Source organism: Rhodospira trueperi (assembly GCF_900101965.1).
GTDB lineage: Bacteria > Pseudomonadota > Alphaproteobacteria > Rhodospirillales > Rhodospirillaceae > Rhodospira > Rhodospira trueperi.
Genome location: NZ_FNAP01000009.1, coordinates 82,323 through 98,895 on the forward strand (window position 1 = coordinate 82,323; position 16,573 = coordinate 98,895).

16 protein-coding genes and 1 tRNA gene are annotated in these 16,573 nt (G+C 67.2%); 8 read left to right on the forward strand and 9 right to left on the reverse strand.

Features of this window, described 5'->3' with window-relative positions:
- Positions 1 to 19: 19 nt before the first annotated feature.
- From BLS85_RS12495 to BLS85_RS12510, 4 genes are all read right to left on the reverse strand, one after another.
- Positions 20 to 1,375, reverse strand: coding sequence for a TRAP transporter large permease (locus tag BLS85_RS12495; RefSeq protein WP_092786793.1), 1,356 nt, complete (start codon positions 1,373 to 1,375; stop codon positions 20 to 22).
- Between the two features lie 108 nt (positions 1,376 to 1,483).
- Entirely contained in the window at positions 1,484 to 2,083 is a 600-nt protein-coding gene (locus BLS85_RS12500; RefSeq protein ID WP_092786794.1) for a TRAP transporter small permease subunit, read from the reverse strand.
- Between the two features lie 141 nt (positions 2,084 to 2,224).
- Positions 2,225 to 3,322, reverse strand: coding sequence for a TRAP transporter substrate-binding protein (locus BLS85_RS12505; protein ID WP_092786796.1), 1,098 nt, complete (start codon positions 3,320 to 3,322; stop codon positions 2,225 to 2,227).
- A 408-nt stretch (positions 3,323 to 3,730) separates the two neighbouring features.
- Positions 3,731 to 3,816, reverse strand: a tRNA-Leu gene (locus tag BLS85_RS12510).
- Between the two features lie 332 nt (positions 3,817 to 4,148).
- Here BLS85_RS12510 and BLS85_RS18745 point away from each other — a divergent pair.
- Positions 4,149 to 4,442, forward strand: a complete 294-nt coding sequence (locus BLS85_RS18745) for a hypothetical protein (protein ID WP_143027177.1) — start codon at positions 4,149 to 4,151, stop codon at positions 4,440 to 4,442.
- Positions 4,443 to 4,549: 107 nt separating this feature from the next.
- Here the strand turns inward: BLS85_RS18745 and BLS85_RS12520 are convergent, their stop codons facing one another.
- From BLS85_RS12520 to BLS85_RS12530, 3 genes are all read right to left on the reverse strand, one after another.
- Entirely contained in the window at positions 4,550 to 5,434 is an 885-nt protein-coding gene (locus tag BLS85_RS12520) for a prephenate/arogenate dehydrogenase family protein (RefSeq protein WP_092786800.1), read from the reverse strand.
- Positions 5,431 to 6,522, reverse strand: a complete 1,092-nt coding sequence (gene hisC, locus BLS85_RS12525; RefSeq protein ID WP_092786801.1) for a histidinol-phosphate transaminase — start codon at positions 6,520 to 6,522, stop codon at positions 5,431 to 5,433. The genes BLS85_RS12520 and hisC overlap by 4 nt, the downstream gene beginning before the upstream one ends.
- Positions 6,523 to 6,629: 107 nt before the next feature.
- The gene (locus BLS85_RS12530; protein ID WP_092786803.1) at positions 6,630 to 7,487 is read right to left on the reverse strand and encodes a chorismate mutase; all 858 of its coding nucleotides are present in this window, start codon (positions 7,485 to 7,487) and stop codon (positions 6,630 to 6,632) included.
- 229 nt (positions 7,488 to 7,716) lie between these two features.
- Between BLS85_RS12530 and metX the strand changes: the two genes are divergently transcribed.
- From metX to BLS85_RS12550, 4 genes are all read left to right on the forward strand, one after another.
- Positions 7,717 to 8,874 (forward strand): homoserine O-acetyltransferase MetX, encoded by a 1,158-nt coding sequence (gene metX, locus BLS85_RS12535; RefSeq protein WP_092786805.1) that lies wholly within the window; start codon positions 7,717 to 7,719, stop codon positions 8,872 to 8,874.
- Entirely contained in the window at positions 8,871 to 9,539 is a 669-nt protein-coding gene (gene metW, locus BLS85_RS12540) for a methionine biosynthesis protein MetW (protein ID WP_092786807.1), read from the forward strand. The genes metX and metW overlap by 4 nt, the downstream gene beginning before the upstream one ends.
- A complete protein-coding gene (locus BLS85_RS12545) occupies positions 9,536 to 10,144 on the forward strand; it encodes a hypothetical protein (protein ID WP_092786809.1) in 609 nt (202 codons plus the stop codon). The genes metW and BLS85_RS12545 overlap by 4 nt, the downstream gene beginning before the upstream one ends.
- Before the next feature lie 163 nt (positions 10,145 to 10,307).
- Complete coding sequence (locus tag BLS85_RS12550; protein WP_092786811.1) at positions 10,308 to 11,984, forward strand: thiamine pyrophosphate-binding protein; 1,677 nt, start codon at positions 10,308 to 10,310, stop codon at positions 11,982 to 11,984.
- A 215-nt stretch (positions 11,985 to 12,199) separates the two neighbouring features.
- On the opposite strand, the gene BLS85_RS12555 is transcribed toward BLS85_RS12550, so the two are convergent.
- Together BLS85_RS12555 and ruvX are read right to left on the reverse strand one after the other, a co-directional pair.
- Positions 12,200 to 12,697 carry a PilZ domain-containing protein gene (locus BLS85_RS12555; protein ID WP_092786813.1) on the reverse strand — a complete coding sequence of 166 codons (498 nt, stop codon included), beginning with the start codon at positions 12,695 to 12,697 and terminating at the stop codon, positions 12,200 to 12,202.
- Positions 12,694 to 13,185 carry a Holliday junction resolvase RuvX gene (gene ruvX / locus BLS85_RS12560; protein ID WP_092786952.1) on the reverse strand — a complete coding sequence of 164 codons (492 nt, stop codon included), beginning with the start codon at positions 13,183 to 13,185 and terminating at the stop codon, positions 12,694 to 12,696. Before ruvX ends, BLS85_RS12555 begins: the two co-directional genes overlap by 4 nt.
- 113 nt (positions 13,186 to 13,298) lie before the next feature.
- On the opposite strand from ruvX, the gene gatC reads away from it, so the two are divergent.
- The 3 genes from gatC to gatB are packed head-to-tail and all read left to right on the forward strand — an operon-like array spanning position 13,299 to position 16,568.
- Positions 13,299 to 13,586 carry an Asp-tRNA(Asn)/Glu-tRNA(Gln) amidotransferase subunit GatC gene (gene gatC, locus BLS85_RS12565; protein ID WP_092786815.1) on the forward strand — a complete coding sequence of 96 codons (288 nt, stop codon included), beginning with the start codon at positions 13,299 to 13,301 and terminating at the stop codon, positions 13,584 to 13,586.
- An 11-nt stretch (positions 13,587 to 13,597) separates the two neighbouring features.
- Positions 13,598 to 15,088: an Asp-tRNA(Asn)/Glu-tRNA(Gln) amidotransferase subunit GatA gene (gatA, locus tag BLS85_RS12570; protein WP_092786817.1), complete on the forward strand. Its 1,491-nt coding sequence runs from the start codon at positions 13,598 to 13,600 to the stop codon at positions 15,086 to 15,088.
- Between the two features lie 4 nt (positions 15,089 to 15,092).
- Positions 15,093 to 16,568 carry an Asp-tRNA(Asn)/Glu-tRNA(Gln) amidotransferase subunit GatB gene (gene gatB, locus BLS85_RS12575; protein ID WP_092786819.1) on the forward strand — a complete coding sequence of 492 codons (1,476 nt, stop codon included), beginning with the start codon at positions 15,093 to 15,095 and terminating at the stop codon, positions 16,566 to 16,568.
- The last annotated feature ends 5 nt before the right edge of the window (positions 16,569 to 16,573 follow it).

Here is a 16,573-nt window from a genome sequence, read left to right on the forward strand (position 1 = left end):
GGTTCGTGTCAGGCCAGGGTCAATACATCTGCTCGGGCAGCCAGAGCACCAGATCCTCGAACTCGAACACCAGGATGATCCCGGTGATCTGCAACAGCACGAAGGGCACCACGCCCTTGTAGATGTGGCCGATGGTGATGCCCGGCGGCGCCACCCCCTTCAGGTAGAACAGCGAGAAGCCCACCGGCGGCGTCAGGAAGCTGGTCTGCAGCGTGGTGGCAAACAGCACGGTGAACCAGACGAGGTCGAAGCCCAGGCCCTCCACCACCGGGGCCACCAGCGGCAGGATGATGAGGCTGATCTCCAGCCAGTCCAGAAAGAAGCCGGCCACGAAGGCGATGAACAGAATGAAGGCCACCACACCCCAGGGCGGGAACGGCAGGCCTTCCAGCAAGCCGCCAATGAATTCGTCGCCGCCGAGCGAGCGCATCACCAGGGCGAACGCGGTCGCGCCCAGGAAGATGCCGAAGATGAACGAGGTGGTCAGCATGGTCTCGCGGCACACCCGGCGCAGAACCTCCAGGTTCAGGCGCCGGTTGGCGGCAGCCAGCACGGTGGCGCCGAGGGCGCCGATGCCGGAGGCTTCGGTCGGGGTCGCGATGCCGGCGAAGATGGAGCCCAGCACCGCCAGGATCAGCAGCAGCGGCGGCACGATCGACCAGACCACGCCGAGCACATCCCACCAGGTCACCTCCTCGGCCCGTTCCGGGGCCGGCGCCATGTCCGGCCGGACCATGGCCGCGATGACGACATAACTCACATAGAGCACGCCCAGGATCAGGCCCGGGAACACCGCACCCATGAACAGGTCACCCACCGGCAGCGACAGCTGATCGGCCATGATGACCAGCATGATCGAGGGCGGGATCAGGATGCCCAACGTGCCGGACGAGGCCACAACACCGGCGGCCAGCGTTTTGCTGTAGCGCGCCTCCATCATCGGCGGCAGCGCCAGCATGGACAGCAGAACCACCGACGCGCCCACGATGCCCGTCGAGGCCGCCAGCAGCACGCCGATGACAATGACCGTGAGCGCCAAGCCACCACGCAAGCCGCGGAACAGCTTGGTGAAGTTGGCCATCAACTTGTCCGCGACCCCGGACCGGTCGAGCATCAGGCCCATGAAGATGAACATGGGTAAGGCGACCAGTACCCAGTTTTGCATCTGCGCCCAGATGCGATCGACGATGATGGCGAAGTCGTTCCAGTCGTCGAGGAAATAGGTATCGATGTTGAAGACGTTCAGCAGGACGAGGCTGACGGTCAGGTACATGAACGACACGCCACCGAGCACCCAGGCCAGCGGGAATCCGGTGAAGATCAGCCCCATGAAGGTGAGCAGCAGGCAGATGACGATGATTTCGTATTCGAACACGGTGGCTCTCCTGCGAACCGACCGGCCCGGCATCCCGGTGTCGTCACGTGGCCGTCCGGTCGGTCGGGGCCCGCGATCGACGCGTCAGGAACCGGTGATGCCGATGTATCAGAGGGGTCTGGGTCTGTCGAACAGCAGCGCCGTGCATCGCAGCAGACGGGACAGCGCGGCCAGGATGATCAGCACGAACCCCCAGACGATGAAGGACTTGAGGATCCAGGTGTAGGGCAGGCCGCCCGGTGACGAAGATGCTTCGTTCAATTGGATCGAGGTCATCAGATAGGGCACGGCTTCCGTCGTGATGGCGATCGCGAACGGCAGCAGCAGGAACACCATCCCAAGCAGTTCGATCCAGGCTCGGGTGCGCGCGCTCCACCGGTCGGCGAGGGCGTCGACCCGCACGTGGCGGTTCCACGTGATGGCGTAGCTCAGCCCAATGATGAAGCCGATGGCGTAGAAATAGAGCTGAAGCTCCTCCAGCCAGACCGTGGCCCGGCCGAAGACATAGCGCATGGTCACGTTGGTGAAGATTCCGGCGATCAGCACCACCCAGATCCACGACGCCGCGTTGCCGATCCGCATGATGAATCGGTCGATCGCGTTCGAGATCCGGGTACGCGGCAGCATGCGGTGCTCGGCGGGCAGGCCGTCCGGCCCGGTCCCGTCGTCATTGAAGGCGGACTCGGAATAGGCGGGCGTCTCGTCCATAAACGGAGGTCCTTCGCGTCAGTGACGTGCGAACGGCGGCCACGGCGCCCGCCGTGGCCTCGCGAACCCGGGGCCACCCGTCGGCACGAACGATGCCGACGGCGCTGCCCCGGTGCCTACGCTCGGAATCCCGGCGCGGCGTTACTCGCCGTCGACGCGAGACATCCAGCCGGCCGGCAGGTAGCCCTTCTCGGCCCACTGCCGGTTCTCGTCCTGGAATGCCGTCATGGCCTCCCAGACCCGGGCGAAGTCTGCGTCTTTCTCCGAGTATTCCGCCATGACCTCGTCCGTCGTGATCTTCAACTCACGTAGGATCTCGTCCGGCAGGGTCACGGCCTCGACGCCGAGTTCATCCGTGAACTTGTTGAGGACGGCGCCTTGCAGGCCCTCGGCCCGGGCCATCGACTTGGCGACGCCGGCGGTGCACGCGGTGCGCAGGATGCCCTGCTGCGTCTCGTCGAGGCCGTTCCACTTGTCGAGGTTGACGTAGAGGTACTGGCTGGTGGACTGCTGATGCCAACCGGGCAGGTGGTAGTACTTCACCACCTTGTAGAAGCCGAGCTGTTCGTCGACGGTGGGCATCGAGAACTCGGTGGCGTCGATCACGCCCTTCTCCAGGGCCTCGAACAACTCGGAGGCCGGCAGCACGGTGACTTCGGCGCCCATCTTCTGCAGCACCTGACCGCCCATGCCGGCGAACCGGATGCGCAGGCCGTCGACCTCGTCCAGGCCCTCCAGCGGGAAGGAGAACCAGCCGGCGGCCTCCGCGCTCACCACGCCGCAGAAGATCGGCATGATGTTATGGGGCGCGTAGATCTCCTCCATCATCTCCTGGCCGCCCTTCTCCAGCATGAAGGCGGACATCTGCCAGGGGGTCAGGCCGAAGGGCTGACCGCCGAACAGGGGGGAGACCGGCAGCTTGCCGAACTCGTAGCCGGCCCAGACGTAGCCGGAGTCGATCTTGCCCTGGGAGACGGCGTCGAACACCTCGGTGCCCTTCACCAGCGTGCCCGGCTCGAAGACCTGGAGCGTCATGGTGCCGCCGGACATGGTGTGAATCTGCTCGGCCACCCAAGGGGCGGTGTCGGCCAGCGCCTTCAGGGTCGATGGGAAGCTCATGGCCATCTGCCAGCGCACGCGGTCGGCGGCGGCGGCCGGATTGGCGATGGACGTGGCCGCCACAGTGGCGGCGATGGCGGCGGCGCCGCCGAAGCGAGCGACGGACTTGAGGGTGGTCATGGGTCGGTTTCCTCCCTGTGTATACAAAAAACGATGCGCCAACCTGTGGCACAGTCGGCGGGTCCGGCGGAGCGGCCCCGATGGACGCCGTCACCCGTGTTATTCTGGGTCTTCAGGCGCGGTGCGACCGACAGGACACATAGGAGCTTCAGTCGGTCCCGAAACCCCCTCCGCCCGACAGTGAATCGCCGCCACATTTCCGATCAATACAGTCTCCTTTTCAAGACCTTTTTTTCGATGAGCGTATGGCGTGTCGCATAACGTCCCGGTTGCGCGTCAGCACGAGCCCGTGAGTAGGCCTCAGCGGTCAAGCAGAGGTCGCGAGGATTGCGGGTATTGACGTTTGGCGAGAAAGGCGACCGGACCTTGGCGAATCCCGCGCCGGGCGGTGGTCCGGTCGGTCGAAGATGGTGCGGGCGGTGAGACTCGAACTCACACTCCCAGAAGGAACGGGTTTTTGAGACCCGCGCGTCTACCGGTTCCGCCACGCCCGCTGAAGCCATCTTTCGGCCGGTCTTGAGAACGAAAGCCCCCTGCCCTTCCAGGGCAAGGACGGTTCCAAACCACCCAGGTTCGGTTATTGCAGGCCCCGGGCCGGCCGTCAACGGCGCGGTCCGTGATCCGGCAATTCCCGGGATGGGTCCCGACGTTTCCGACATCCGCTCTGGCGCTTGGCTGAACGCGCGCGTGACCTCTGGTACCCCGTCGGACGGGCGCCGCACTGACGCCCCGCCGCAGGTGCGCCTGTTTCGGCTTCTTCTTGCCACCGCTCTTGATGAGTGTGATTGCCGATCTGATAAGTCCATCGGCCAAGGTCCCGTCAGGCATGGGCCTCAATCGGCCGAATGACGGGAAAGACGCCGCGCCGGTCTTCGCCCAAGGCGTCCCTGACGCGGCCTGTCAAACCGGAGAACCGTCCGGAAAAGTCATTCTCGGTCGTGTCTTTTGTCATGGCAGTGCGGATAAGAAGGACCTCTTCGCCGTCCTCATCCATCGCCATCTCAATGTCAACGCCTTCAACCTTTCCCGGGAAACCATCCCGGATGACGCTTTCAATGGCACGACGTTCGCGATCCGATACATCGATCCTTCCGCCACCTCACTCGTGCGAGCGCATTGACATGACCGCCAGACTCCCCCGACAGCGGACATCATTCGGAAGGGCAGCACGATTGTCACGAACATCCAGGACGCAGCAGATGCCGGGCGGAGAAGACCGCTGCTTCCCTACGCCTGCCTGGCCTCCAGCACGCCCTGGCGGATCTCGCGGGTGCGGGTGAACAGATCGAACAGGGCGTCGCCCTCGCCCCGGCGGATCGACCGTTGCAGGGCGGTCAGGTCCTCGTTGAACCGTTGGAGGCAGTCCAGCACGGCCTCGCGGTTGTTCAGGAACACGTCGCGCCACATGGTCGGATCGCTGCCGGCGATGCGGGTGAAGTCGCGGAAACCGGAGGCGGAATACTTGATGACCTCCTGCCGCAGATGGTCCTCAAGGTCGGTGGCCGTGCCGACGATGGTATAGGCGATCAGGTGCGGCAGATGCGAGGTGATGGCCAGCACGCGGTCGTGGTGCGCGGGGTCCATGCGCTCGATGGTCATGCCGCAGGCCCGCCACAGGTCAGCGACCTTGCGGGTGACGGCCTCGTCGGTCCCCGGCGGTGGCGTCAGGATACACCAGCGGCCTGGGAACAAGCCGGCGAACCCGGCTTCCGGCCCCGATTTCTCCGTACCGGCGACGGGATGGCCGGGCACCAGATGGACACCCTCGGGCAGGTGCGGGGCCATGTCGCGAATCACCGCCTGCTTGACCGATCCCACGTCGGAGACGATGACCCCGGGCTTCAGCGCCGGGCCGATGGCGGCGGCGACATCGCCGTAGGCGCCCAGTGGCACGCACAGCATGACCAGATCGGCCCCGGCGGCGGCCTCGGCCGGATCGGTGCCGGCCGCGTCCACGATGCCCAGGGCCTTGGCCCGCTCGGCGTGCTCCGGGTTGGCGTCGGCGCAGGTGACCGTGCGCGCCAGCCCCTCCGCCTTGATGGCGCGGGCCAGCGACGAGCCGATCAAGCCGATGCCGATGATGGCGACACGGTCGAACAGGGGCGCACTCATCCGGCCACGAACTCCTTCAGGGCCGCGACGCACGCCTGCATCTCCTCACCGGCCCCGACGGTGATGCGCAGGCTGTTTGGCAACCCATAGGCCCCCATGGCGCGGACGATGATCCCCTGGCCGCGCAGGAACGCGTCGGCGTCCTGAACCGTCAGCCTGGGCTCGGTCGAGAAGGTCACCAGCACGAAGTTGCCGACACTGTCCGTCAGGTCGAGTCCCAGGTCGCGAAGCTGGGTCGTGGTCCAGTCCAGCCAATAGTCGTTGTGCCGCCGCGCCAAATCGGAAAAGGCATGATCGGCGATGGCGGCCGCGCCGGCGGCCAACGCCGGGGCGGAAACGTTGAACGGGCTACGCACCCGGTTGAGCACATCGACGACATGCGTCGGCCCGTAGGCCCAGCCCAGGCGTGCGCCGCCCAGGCCGTGGATCTTGGAGAACGTACGCAGCATCACGGTGTTGGGGTAGCTGTCCACCAGGGCAATGCCGGGTTCAAAGTCGTTCTTCTGGACGAATTCCGCGTAAGCGGCGTCGAGCACCAGCAGGACATCCTCGCGCAGGCCGGCGCGCAGACGCCGGATTTCGGCCTCCGGCAGATAGGTCCCGGTCGGATTGTTGGGGTTGGCCAGGAACAGGATCCGGGTGCGCTCCGTGACGTGGTCGAGCAGGGCGTCCACGTCCGCCACCTTGTCGCGCTCGGGCGCGGCCACCGGCGTGACGCCGGCGCCCTGGGCGTAAATGCGGTACATCAGGAAAGCGTGGGCAGGGAACAGCACCTCGTCGCCCGGCCCGGCATAGGCCCGGATCAACACGGAAATCAGTTCGTCCGAGCCGGCCCCGCAAACGATCCGGGCCGCATCCAGTCCGTGGCGCTTGGCGATGGCCTCGCGCAGGGCGGTCGCGGCGCCGTCGGGATAGCGATGGGCGTCGGCGGCCGCCGCTTGCATGGCCTCGACGGCGCGCGGACTGGGCCCCAGGGCGCCCTCGTTGGAGGACAGCTTGATGACGCGGGTGCGCCCCTCAAGTTCTGAGTCGCCGGCCACGTACGGGCGCAGGTCCATGATGCCGGGGCGGACGGGGGGCTGTTTCATAGTCTCGTTCCAAATGCGTAAGGGATTGAACTTAAATTCGAAAAGACCGTCGGTGGGGGCGCGGCGCACCCCGACGAGCTCGGATGGAGATTAAGGACGGCGGCGCGTCAGCCTGTCAGCGCCTCGGCCGACAGAGGGGCCGCATAAGCCCCCAGCAACAGCGCGTTGCTGATGCCGCCGGCATCGGTCGCCCCGCGCAGGGCGCTCAGACGGTGGTCCTGGGGATCGACGAACCCGCGCACCTCCACAAGGTGGTAGCGAGCGTCATCCCCGGCCGGACGACTGTCCCACACCGCCCGAGGCGGCAGGCCGGCCGCCGTCAGAGCCTCGGTGAAGGCGGAGCGGCTGATGTCCCGGCCGGTCTCCACCGCGATCACCGAGCGGTCGTCGTCGGTGGATTCCGGGGGCATGCGGGCGATCACCAGGGCCTCGATCCCCAGCGGGCCGGGACCGGTGATCGGCAGACGGGCTACGATATGAGGCGTTTCCGCCGCGTTGGACAGAATCTGGGTCCACCACGGGTTCTCGTCTTCCCAGCGGGGCAACGGCAGCACCCCGACCGTGGCATTGCCACTGGTCACCTCCCGCACCACCTGACTGGCGGACTGATGCGTGGTGGCGGGCGTGTAGGCGCCATATTGATTGCGGGCCACCTCAATGTATCCCGCTCCGCGCTCGGGCATCCAGACGGCCAGCGAGAACGGTCCCTGGGCGCCAACGACGCTGGACAGCAGTTCGCGCCAGATGCGCACGATGGTGCGTTTCGGCAGACGCCCCTGCCAGCGCGCCACCAGCCGTCGCAGGATCATCGCCTCGCGCCCCGGACGCAGGATCGGGCCGCCCCGCTTGGCGGCGGCGATCCGATCAGCGACGGCGCACCGTTCCATCAACAGATCGAGGATCCGGTCATCAAGCGCGTCAATGTTGCGCCGAAGCATTTCTAGATCGTCTTGCGTGCGATTCATGAAAGGGATTTCCATACCGGACACGGGCGGCTCAGTCATAAGCCCGGAGGACCACGAAATCAAAGAAAACGTTGACACTGGCAGACGGCCCGCCTAGGTGTTCCGGCGCCCAGGATGGCCGACCGAGGCATCACAAGAATGGCTGGCCGCGCGGGGGCGGCACGCATTCGGAGCCGAAAGCCGCGCGCCGGTTTTCTGTCCCCGCCCCAAGACCACGCAAGAGACGCCGGTGGATGCTCCGAACAATCAAACAATTCTGGTCGGCGAAGATCGACCCATTCGCCTGGACAGTGGCGTGGACCTCGGTCCCGTCACCGTGGCCTACCAGACCATCGGGCGCCTGAACGCGGATCGATCCAACGTCATCGTGGTCTGCCATGCCCTGACCGGCGATCACTACGTCGCCGGCACCAATCCCGTCACCGGCAAGCCGGGGTGGTGGGACATGATGGTCGGCCCCGGCCGGGTGCTCGACACCGACCGCTATTTCATCCTGTGCGCCAACGTGCTGGGCGGATGCATGGGAACCACCGGGCCGCGCGATATCAACCCGTCCACGGGACGGCCGTGGGGTCTGGGCTTTCCGGTCATCACCATCAGCGACATGGTGAAGGTGCAGGTGCGCCTGCTCGACGCGCTGGGCATCGACAAGGTCTTCTGCGTCATCGGCGGGTCCATGGGCGGCATGCAGGTGCTGGAATGGGCCACCGCCTGGCCCGAGCGCGTGTTCGCGGCCGTGCCCATTGCCGCGTCGTACCGCCATTCGGCCCAGAACATCGCATTTCACGAGGTCGGGCGTCAGGCCATCGTGGCCGATCCGAACTGGCACGGCGGCGCGTATCACGACCACGGAGTCACGCCGCACCGCGGCCTTGCCGTGGCGCGCATGACGGCGCATATCACCTATCTGTCCGAGACCGCGCTGCACCGCAAGTTCGGCCGCAAGCTGCAGAACCGCGAGACCATCACCTACGGCTTCGACGCCGATTTCCAGGTTGAGAGCTATCTGCGCCACCAGGGATCCACCTTCGTGGACCGCTTTGACGCCAACTCCTACCTCTTCATCACGCGCGCCATGGACTACTTCGACCTGGCCACCGAACACGGCGGCAAGCTAGCCAACGCCTTCCGCGAGACGCCAGCGCGGTTCTGCGTCATCAGCTTTTCCAGCGACTGGCTGTTCCCGACCATGGAAAGCCGCGCCATCGTGCACGCCCTGAACAGCGTGGCCGCCAACGTCAGCTTCGTCGAGGTGGACAGCGACAAGGGCCACGACGCCTTCCTGCTGGACGAGCCAGAGTTCCACGAAACCTTGCGCGGATTCCTGGACGGCGCGGCCCGGCATCGCGGTTTGCGGCCGTTCCCGGCGAAGGAGGCCGACCGATGACCGCGTCCTCCCTACCTGCGGCCAGCGTTTCGGGCTCCAACGGTGACCTGCGCTTCGACCTGCGGCTGATCGCCGACATGGTGACGCCCGGCGCCCGGGTTCTGGATGTGGGCTGCGGCGACGGCGCGCTGTTGCAGTATCTGGCCCGCACCAAAGGCGTGGACGGGCGCGGGATCGAACTGTCCATGGCCGGCGTGCGTACCGCCGTCCGGCGCGGCGTGTCTGTCATCCAGGGCAACGCCGACACCGATCTGGCGGACTACCCCAGCGCGGCCTTTGACTACGCCATTCTGAGCCAGACCCTGCAGGCCACGCAACGTCCCCGGGACGTGCTGGCGCACCTGCTGCGGGTCGGTGGGCGGGCCATCGTGTCGTTTCCGAATTTCGGCTACTGGAAGGCGCGCTGGCACCTTCTCACCAAGGGGCGCATGCCGGTGACCCAGGGCATGCCCGAGGAATGGTGGGAGACCCCGAACATTCATTTCTGCACCATCAAGGACTTCGTGGTCCTGGCGCGGTGCATGGACATCGTGATCGAAAAGGGGGTGGCATTGAGGGAGGACGGCAGGCTGAACCGGCTGTCGGCGACCGGACCGTGGGCCAACCTGATGAGCGCCCAGGCCGTGTTCCTGCTGCGCCGGCGGGACATGGAGACGCCGACGTGACGCGGCGCACGCGCACCTGGCTGGGCGTCATCTCCCTTGTCGTCGTGGTGGGCACCGCCATCCTGGCCGCCGTACGGGTGGAAGTCCTGACGGGAGGGTCCCTCCTTCGTCCGCCGGTCGCGTCGGTTTCGGTCTCGCTGCCCGGGCGGGGGGGACAGATGGACCTGGACATCCCGTCGGTGAGTTGGCTGGCGCCTTATCAAGCCCGGCATATCACCGTTCAGCGGGCCGGTCAGGACGTCATCGATACCGATCTGTTTCCCACCGCGCTGACCCCCGAACACGGGCTGGCCCTGTACTGGATCGCCGCCGAGGGCCGAGAAGGTCCTTACGTCCGGCTGGCCGATCCGGCCGGCGACATCCTGCTGGATCTGCGAGGCTTCCGGGCGTGGCGTGTGACGACCAATGGGGATCAGCCCTGGCTGGCGGCGCCGACCGGCGTGTCCGTCGCCGGGCATGTGGCCGAGGGCGACGGGACCATGACCATGGTCGCGGGCCGACCGTTCGTCGGGCTGGCCGCCGAGCGGACCGGTGAATTGCTGGGCCTGATCGAAGCCGGAGAGGCGGGCGCGGTCTGGAGGCCCGCGGATGGAGGGGACGAATAGCGTCTCCTCCCGGTGGGCCGGAGGGCGAGGCCGTCGCAGTTCGGACTTTCCCGCTTGCCGGAACGCCCCGGTTTAGACGAAACTCCCGCCGCGCTGGCGCGGGAGTGCGCGGACTGCAGAACGACGCCGTCGGCGGGCGGCACAGGCAGGGAGGCGATGACCCATGGAGCGGATCACGGCGACAGGCGGCGAATGGGTGGTTGGCTGCCTGGAACGGTTCGGGGTCCGACGGGTCTACGGTGTTCCGGGCGAAAGCTATCTGCCCGTGTTGGACGCCCTGCATGAGTCGCCGATCCGGTACGTCTGCTGCCGCAACGAGGGTGGCGCCGCCATGGCGGCGGAGGCCCAGGCCAAGCTGACAGGCCAGCCGGGCGTCGTGTTCGTCACCCGGGGCCCGGGCGCCACCAACGCGGCGGCCGGCCTGCTGGTGGCCCGGCAGGATTCGACTCCCCTGATTCTGTTCGTCGGACAGGTCCCACGGAGCGCCCAGGGCCGCGAGGCGTTCCAGGAAATCGATGTGCGCCGCGTGTTCGGCACCCTGACCAAGTGGGCCGCCGAGATCGACCGCGCCGACCGTGCCCCCGAGATGATCTCGCGCGCCTTTCATGTGGCCACGGCCGGCCGCCCCGGCCCGGTGGCGCTGTCCCTGCCCGAGGACATGTTGCGGGAGGATGCCACGGCCCTGCCACTGCCGAAGGGCTTTTCCCCAACCGAAACCCATCCCGGCGAGCGCGATCTGGTGCGCATGGCGGCGCTGGTGGACGGGGCCGAACGCCCCATCGCCATCCTGGGCGGCGGCCGCTGGGATGCCGAGGCCGTGGCCGCCTTCACGCGCTTCGCGGAAGGCCGGGGCCTGCCTGTGGCATGCTCGTTCCGCCGCCAGATGCTGTTCGACAATGCCCACCCCAACTACGCCGGCGACATCGGGCTGGCCGTCAATCCGGCCCTGGCCAAACGGGTGCGCGAGGCCGATGTGGTGCTGCTGGTCGGCGGCCGGCTCGGTGACGTCGCCTCTCAGGGCTACACGTTGCTGGATATCCCGGGACCACGCCAAACCCTGATTCACGTCCACCCGGACCCGGAAGAACTGGGCCGCGTCTATCGGCCGGCGCTGGCCATCACGGCCACACCCCGCGCCTTCGCCGCCGCACTGGACGCGGTCCCGCCCGCCTCGCGTCAGCGGGGCGACAAGCTGGCCCGCGCCGCCCACCATGCCTATACGCTGTGGTCCACGCCGCCCGAGGACGCTCCCGGCGCCGTGAACATGGGCGCGATCATGACCCACCTGGAGCAGGTGTTGCCGATCGATGCCATCATCACCAACGGCGCCGGCAACTTCGCCACCTGGGTTCACCGCTTTCACCGCTACCGCCGCTTCGGCTCCCAGCTCGCGCCCACCTCAGGGTCGATGGGATACGCGGTGCCGGCCGCCGTCGGCGCCGCCCTGACCTGCCCGGACCGCATGGTGCTGTGCGTGACCGGAGACGGCGACTTCCAGATGTCGGGACAGGAATTCGGCACCCTGATGCAGGAACGCCTGCCGGTCGTTGTGCTGGTCGTCAACAACGGCATGTACGGGACCATCCGGATGCACCAGGAGCGCGCTTACCCAGGACGGGTGTCGGGGACCGATCTGGTCAATCCGGACTTCGCCGCGCTGGCCCGCGCCTACGGCGCCTTCGGCGAGGCCGTCGACCGCACCGAGGTGTTCGCCGACGCCTTCGCCCGCGCCCGCGCGCACGTCGAGAGCGGCGCCGGCCCTGCCCTGCTGGACGTCCGCCTGGACCCCGAGGCCATCACGCCCACGCGGACCCTGAGCCAGATCAGGGACGGCGGGTAAGAGCACCGCAAGCGATTCCCCTCTCGCCATCAGTCCGGTCGGAACGTCAAGGAAGAATGGAGCCCCGAGGCCGCTGGACGAAAAAGACGACCTTTCCGAAGGGCGGTGTCATACCGGCCGCCCGAAGCGGCGCTTGCGGCGAGAAGAACAAAGACTCACCAACGCCGGCTGGGCGTCGTGAAGGCCGGACACGTCAAGCCTATCGTCGGCCGGTGTCATACGCCGTGGACGTGACTCTCCACGGCGGCCTTGAGGCGTTCGTAGGCCTCGCGCAGATCTTCGGCGGCCTCCCGAATACCGGGTTCCTCATGGGCGGGTGAGGACTCGAGCAGCGTCAGAACCTCGCTCAGCCAGGGCGATTCCAGTTTGAACAGAATCTGGACGATCAGTTCCGGCGGCGGCGCCAAGGACGGCACCTGATTCTTCGAGAACCGCAGGCCGACATCCAACCCGGAACAGCGGATGACGTCGGCCTCCAGGGTCTCTCCGTCCGGCAGTTGCAGCCCGACCGACCCGCCGACCCGCATGGCGGTCGGCAGCCGCAGACGCGCCCCGGATCGGGAGATGTCCCGCAGGATACAGTCGACGGTGGAGACCCCGCCTTGCATCATCAGGCGCGCCGACTTGTACACCTTCTTGCGCTTCGCCCCGCGCCGTGTTGGGGCCCCCGAAACCGGACCGGTGTCCTCAGCGGTCCCATCGTCCTGGGTCATGCCATGTTCTCCCGAGTCTGCGGTTGGCGCGCCAGAGCATCCAGGGCGCCCTGCAGAATGTAGGCGGCGGCGGCGGCATCGACCTTTTCCGCGCGCTTGCGGCGACTCAGATCGAACTCCTGGACCATCATGCGTTCGACCGCACTTGTAGACAGGCGTTCGTCCCACAATAACACGGGAATATCACGGATGTGGAGCACGTTTTCAGCGAAGTTCCGGGTGGATTGACATCTTTTGCCCTCTTCCCCGGACATTTCCACGGGCCAACCCAGGACAAGTCCCACCACGTTTCTGTCGTCCATCAGCGCGAACAGCCGCGCCGCATCCGGTGTGAACTTCGTGCGCCGGATCGTGGTCACGGGCGAGGCGATGCGGCGGGCCGGGTCGGAGGCCGCCACACCGATGGTCCGCGTGCCCAGGTCGAGCCCCAGCAGGGCGCCCGTCCCGGGCACCGCCTCCGCCATCGCGCCGACATCGCGCAGGATCATCGCCCGCTCCTCCATTCCCATCCGTCCGGAGCGCCCCCGGTTGCCAAGCCCTCTGCCTTCCGAGTAAACATGGGCCACCCGACAGAGTGCCTCGAACCGGAGAGACCTACTCCATGTCCCTGGACAAGGAAACCGTCCGCAAGATCGCCTTTCTGGCCCGCGTCGACGTGCCGGACGATCAGCTCGCCCCCCTGGCCGGCGAACTATCCGGCATCCTGGACTGGATCGAACAGTTGCGCGAGGTCGATACCAGCGCCGTCGAGCCCATGACCAGCGTCGCTGAGATGACGCTGCCGTGGCGCGACGACGCCGTGACCGACGGCGGCTATCCGGAGCGCGTGACCGCCAACGCGCCAGACAGCCAGGACGGGTTCTATCTGGTGCCCAAGGTGGTCGAGTAGGAGCGGCGATCATGACCAAGCTGACCGACCTGACCATCGCCGAGGCCCGCAGGGGGCTGGCCGCCAAGGACTTCACCGCCGTGGACCTGGCCGAGGCGCACATCGCGGCCATGGAGGCCCACGCCGGCCTCAACGCCTACGTCACGCCGACGCCCGACACGGCACGCGAGATGGCCGCCGCCAGCGACGCCCGCATCGCCAAGGGCGAGGCCGGAGCAATGGAGGGCATTCCACTCGCCATCAAGGACCTGTTCTGCACCGATGGCACCCGTACCACCGCCGGATCGAACATCCTGGGCAATTTCGTGCCCCCTTACGAAAGCACCGTCTCCGCGAACCTGTGGGGCGCGGGCGCGGTCCTGCTGGGCAAGGCCAACCTGGACGAGTTCGCCATGGGCTCGTCCAACACCACCAGCGCCTTCGGCGGCGCCGTCAACCCCTGGACCCGCGCCGCAGAGCCCGACCGCCAGCTTGTCCCGGGCGGGTCTTCCGGCGGCTCGGCGGCGGCGGTGGCGGCGCGCCTCGCCCTGGGGGCCACGGGCACCGACACCGGCGGCTCCATCCGCCAGCCGGCCAGCTTCTGCGGCATCTCAGGCCTGAAGCCGACCTATGGCCGCTGCTCGCGCTGGGGCATCGTGGCCTTTGCCTCGTCGCTGGATCAGGCCGGGCCGATGGCCCGCACGGTCGGGGATGTGGCCATCATGCTGGGCGCCATGGCCGGCCACGACCCGAAGGACTCCACGTCAGCCCCCGTGGCCGTGCCCGACTTCACCGCCGCCCTGGAACAGGGCGTCAAGGGCCTGACGGTCGGCATCCCCAAGGAATACCGCCCCGACGAGGGCCTGTCGCCGGAGATCGAGGCGATCTGGACGCGCGGCATGGAGATGCTGAAGGACGCCGGGGCCGAGACCGTGGACATCAGCCTGCCCCATACCAAATACGCGCTGGCGACCTACTACATCATCGCCCCGGCGGAGGCGTCATCGAACCTCGCGCGGTATGATGGGGTGCGCTACGGTCTGCGGGTACTCGACGAGGGCGACGGCCTGAACGACATGTACTGCAAGACCCGCGCCGCTGGCTTCGGCGCCGAGGTCAAGCGCCGCATCCTGATCGGCACCTACGCCCTGTCGGCCGGCTACTACGACGCCTATTACCTGAAGGCGCAGAAGGTGCGGTCGCTGATCGCCAAGGACTTCAAGGACGCGTTCGACACGAGCGTGGACGTGATCCTGACGCCGACCACGCCGTCGGCCGCCTTCCCCATGGATGACGAGCCGACCGACCCGGTCACCATGTACCTGAACGACGTGTTCACCGTGCCGACCTCGCTGGCCGGGCTGCCGGGTCTGTCGGTGCCGGTGGCGCTGACCGAGCAGGGACTGCCGCAGGGTCTGCAACTGATCGGCCGGCCGTTCGACGAGGAGACCGTGTTGCGCGCCGGGCGCGCGCTGGAAAAGGCGGCGGCCTTCACCGCCACGCCGCGCCTGCTGGAGGGCTGAGACCATGGACGCCACCCCCGCTCCCGCGTACGTGCTGACCGGCGAGACCGGCGACTGGGAGGTCGTGATCGGCCTGGAGGTGCATGCGCAAGTCATTTCGACGGCCAAGCTGTTCTCCGGCGCCTCGACCACCTTCGGCGCCGCGCCCAACAGCCAGGTCTCCCTGGTGGACGCCGCCATGCCCGGCATGCTGCCGGTCATCAACCGCGCCTGTGTCGAGCAGGCGGTGCGCACCGGCCTCGGCCTGCGCGCGCACATCAACAACCGCTCCGTCTTCGCCCGCAAGAACTACTTCTACGCCGACCTGCCGCAGGGCTATCAGATCAGCCAGTACGAGTTGCCGGTCGTCGGCGAGGGCAAGGTCATCCTCGACATGCCCGACGGCTCCTCGCGCACCGTGGGCATCGAGCGCCTGCACCTGGAGCAGGACGCCGGCAAGTCGCTGCACGACCAGCACCCGACCAAGTCGTTCATCGACCTGAACCGCTCCGGTGTCGCGCTGATGGAGATCGTCTCCAAGCCCGACATGCGCAGCCCGGAGGAGGCCGGCGCCTACCTGCGCAAGCTGCGCTCCATCCTGCGCTACCTGGGCACCTGCGACGGCAACATGGAGGAAGGCTCCATGCGCGCCGACGTCAACGTGTCGGTGCGCCCGGTGGGGGACACCGGCCTGCGCACGCGGTGCGAGGTCAAGAACGTCAACTCGGTGCGCTTCGTCATGCAGGCCATCGAGGTCGAGGCGCAGCGCCACATCGAGATCTGGGAGTCCGGCGGCACGGTGGACCAGGAAACCCGCCTGTTCGACCCGGCGAAGGGGGAAACCCGGTCGATGCGCAGCAAGGAGGAGGCGCACGACTACCGCTATTTCCCCGACCCGGACCTACTGCCGCTGGAGTTCGACGACGCCTTCGTCGAGAACATCCGTGCGACCCTGCCGGAACTGCCGGACGACAAGAAGGCGCGGTTCATTGCGGACTATGGCCTGACGCCCTATGACGCCTCGGTGCTGGTGGTCGACCGCCGCGAGGCCGATTTCTTCGAGGCGGTCGCCAAAGGCCGGGATGGCAAGACCGCCGCCAACTGGGTGATCTCGACCCTGTTTGGGACCCTGAACAAGAAGGGTGTGGGCATCGAGGACAGCCCCGTGTCGGCGGAGAACCTGGGCAAACTGATCGACCTGATCGCCGACGACACCATCTCCGGGCGCATCGCCAAGGACGTCTACGAGATCATGGTCGAGACCGGCGGGGCACCCGATGCGATCGTGGAAGAGCGCGGCCTGAAGCAGGTCACCGACACCGGCGCCATCGAGGCGGCGATTGATGCCGTGATGGCGGCGAACCCCGACAAGGTCGCCGAGGTGAAGGGCGGTAAGGAAAAGCTGCTGGGCTGGTTCACAGGGCAGGTCATGAAAGCCACCCAGGGCAAGGCCAACCCGGGCATGGTGAATGACCTGCTGAAGAAGAAGATTTTGGGGTAGAGGAC

What these genes read in the sequence shown, in the direction of transcription:
- BLS85_RS12550 (WP_092786811.1), top strand. Translation starts at nt 10,308, where the DNA reads ATGGAGCGGATCACGGCGACAGGCGGCGAATGGGTGGTTGGCTGCCTG.
- BLS85_RS12530 (WP_092786803.1), bottom strand. Translation starts at nt 7,487, where the DNA reads ATGAATCGCACGCAAGACGATCTAGAAATGCTTCGGCGCAACATTGAC.
- gatC (WP_092786815.1), top strand. Translation starts at nt 13,299, where the DNA reads ATGTCCCTGGACAAGGAAACCGTCCGCAAGATCGCCTTTCTGGCCCGC.
- hisC (WP_092786801.1), bottom strand. Translation starts at nt 6,522, where the DNA reads ATGAAACAGCCCCCCGTCCGCCCCGGCATCATGGACCTGCGCCCGTAC.
- BLS85_RS12520 (WP_092786800.1), bottom strand. Translation starts at nt 5,434, where the DNA reads ATGAGTGCGCCCCTGTTCGACCGTGTCGCCATCATCGGCATCGGCTTG.
- gatA (WP_092786817.1), top strand. Translation starts at nt 13,598, where the DNA reads ATGACCAAGCTGACCGACCTGACCATCGCCGAGGCCCGCAGGGGGCTG.
- metW (WP_092786807.1), top strand. Translation starts at nt 8,871, where the DNA reads ATGACCGCGTCCTCCCTACCTGCGGCCAGCGTTTCGGGCTCCAACGGT.
- BLS85_RS18745 (WP_143027177.1), top strand. Translation starts at nt 4,149, where the DNA reads ATGGGCCTCAATCGGCCGAATGACGGGAAAGACGCCGCGCCGGTCTTC.
- gatB (WP_092786819.1), top strand. Translation starts at nt 15,093, where the DNA reads ATGGACGCCACCCCCGCTCCCGCGTACGTGCTGACCGGCGAGACCGGC.
- BLS85_RS12505 (WP_092786796.1), bottom strand. Translation starts at nt 3,322, where the DNA reads ATGACCACCCTCAAGTCCGTCGCTCGCTTCGGCGGCGCCGCCGCCATC.
- BLS85_RS12500 (WP_092786794.1), bottom strand. Translation starts at nt 2,083, where the DNA reads ATGGACGAGACGCCCGCCTATTCCGAGTCCGCCTTCAATGACGACGGG.
- BLS85_RS12555 (WP_092786813.1), bottom strand. Translation starts at nt 12,697, where the DNA reads ATGACCCAGGACGATGGGACCGCTGAGGACACCGGTCCGGTTTCGGGG.
- ruvX (WP_092786952.1), bottom strand. Translation starts at nt 13,185, where the DNA reads ATGATCCTGCGCGATGTCGGCGCGATGGCGGAGGCGGTGCCCGGGACG.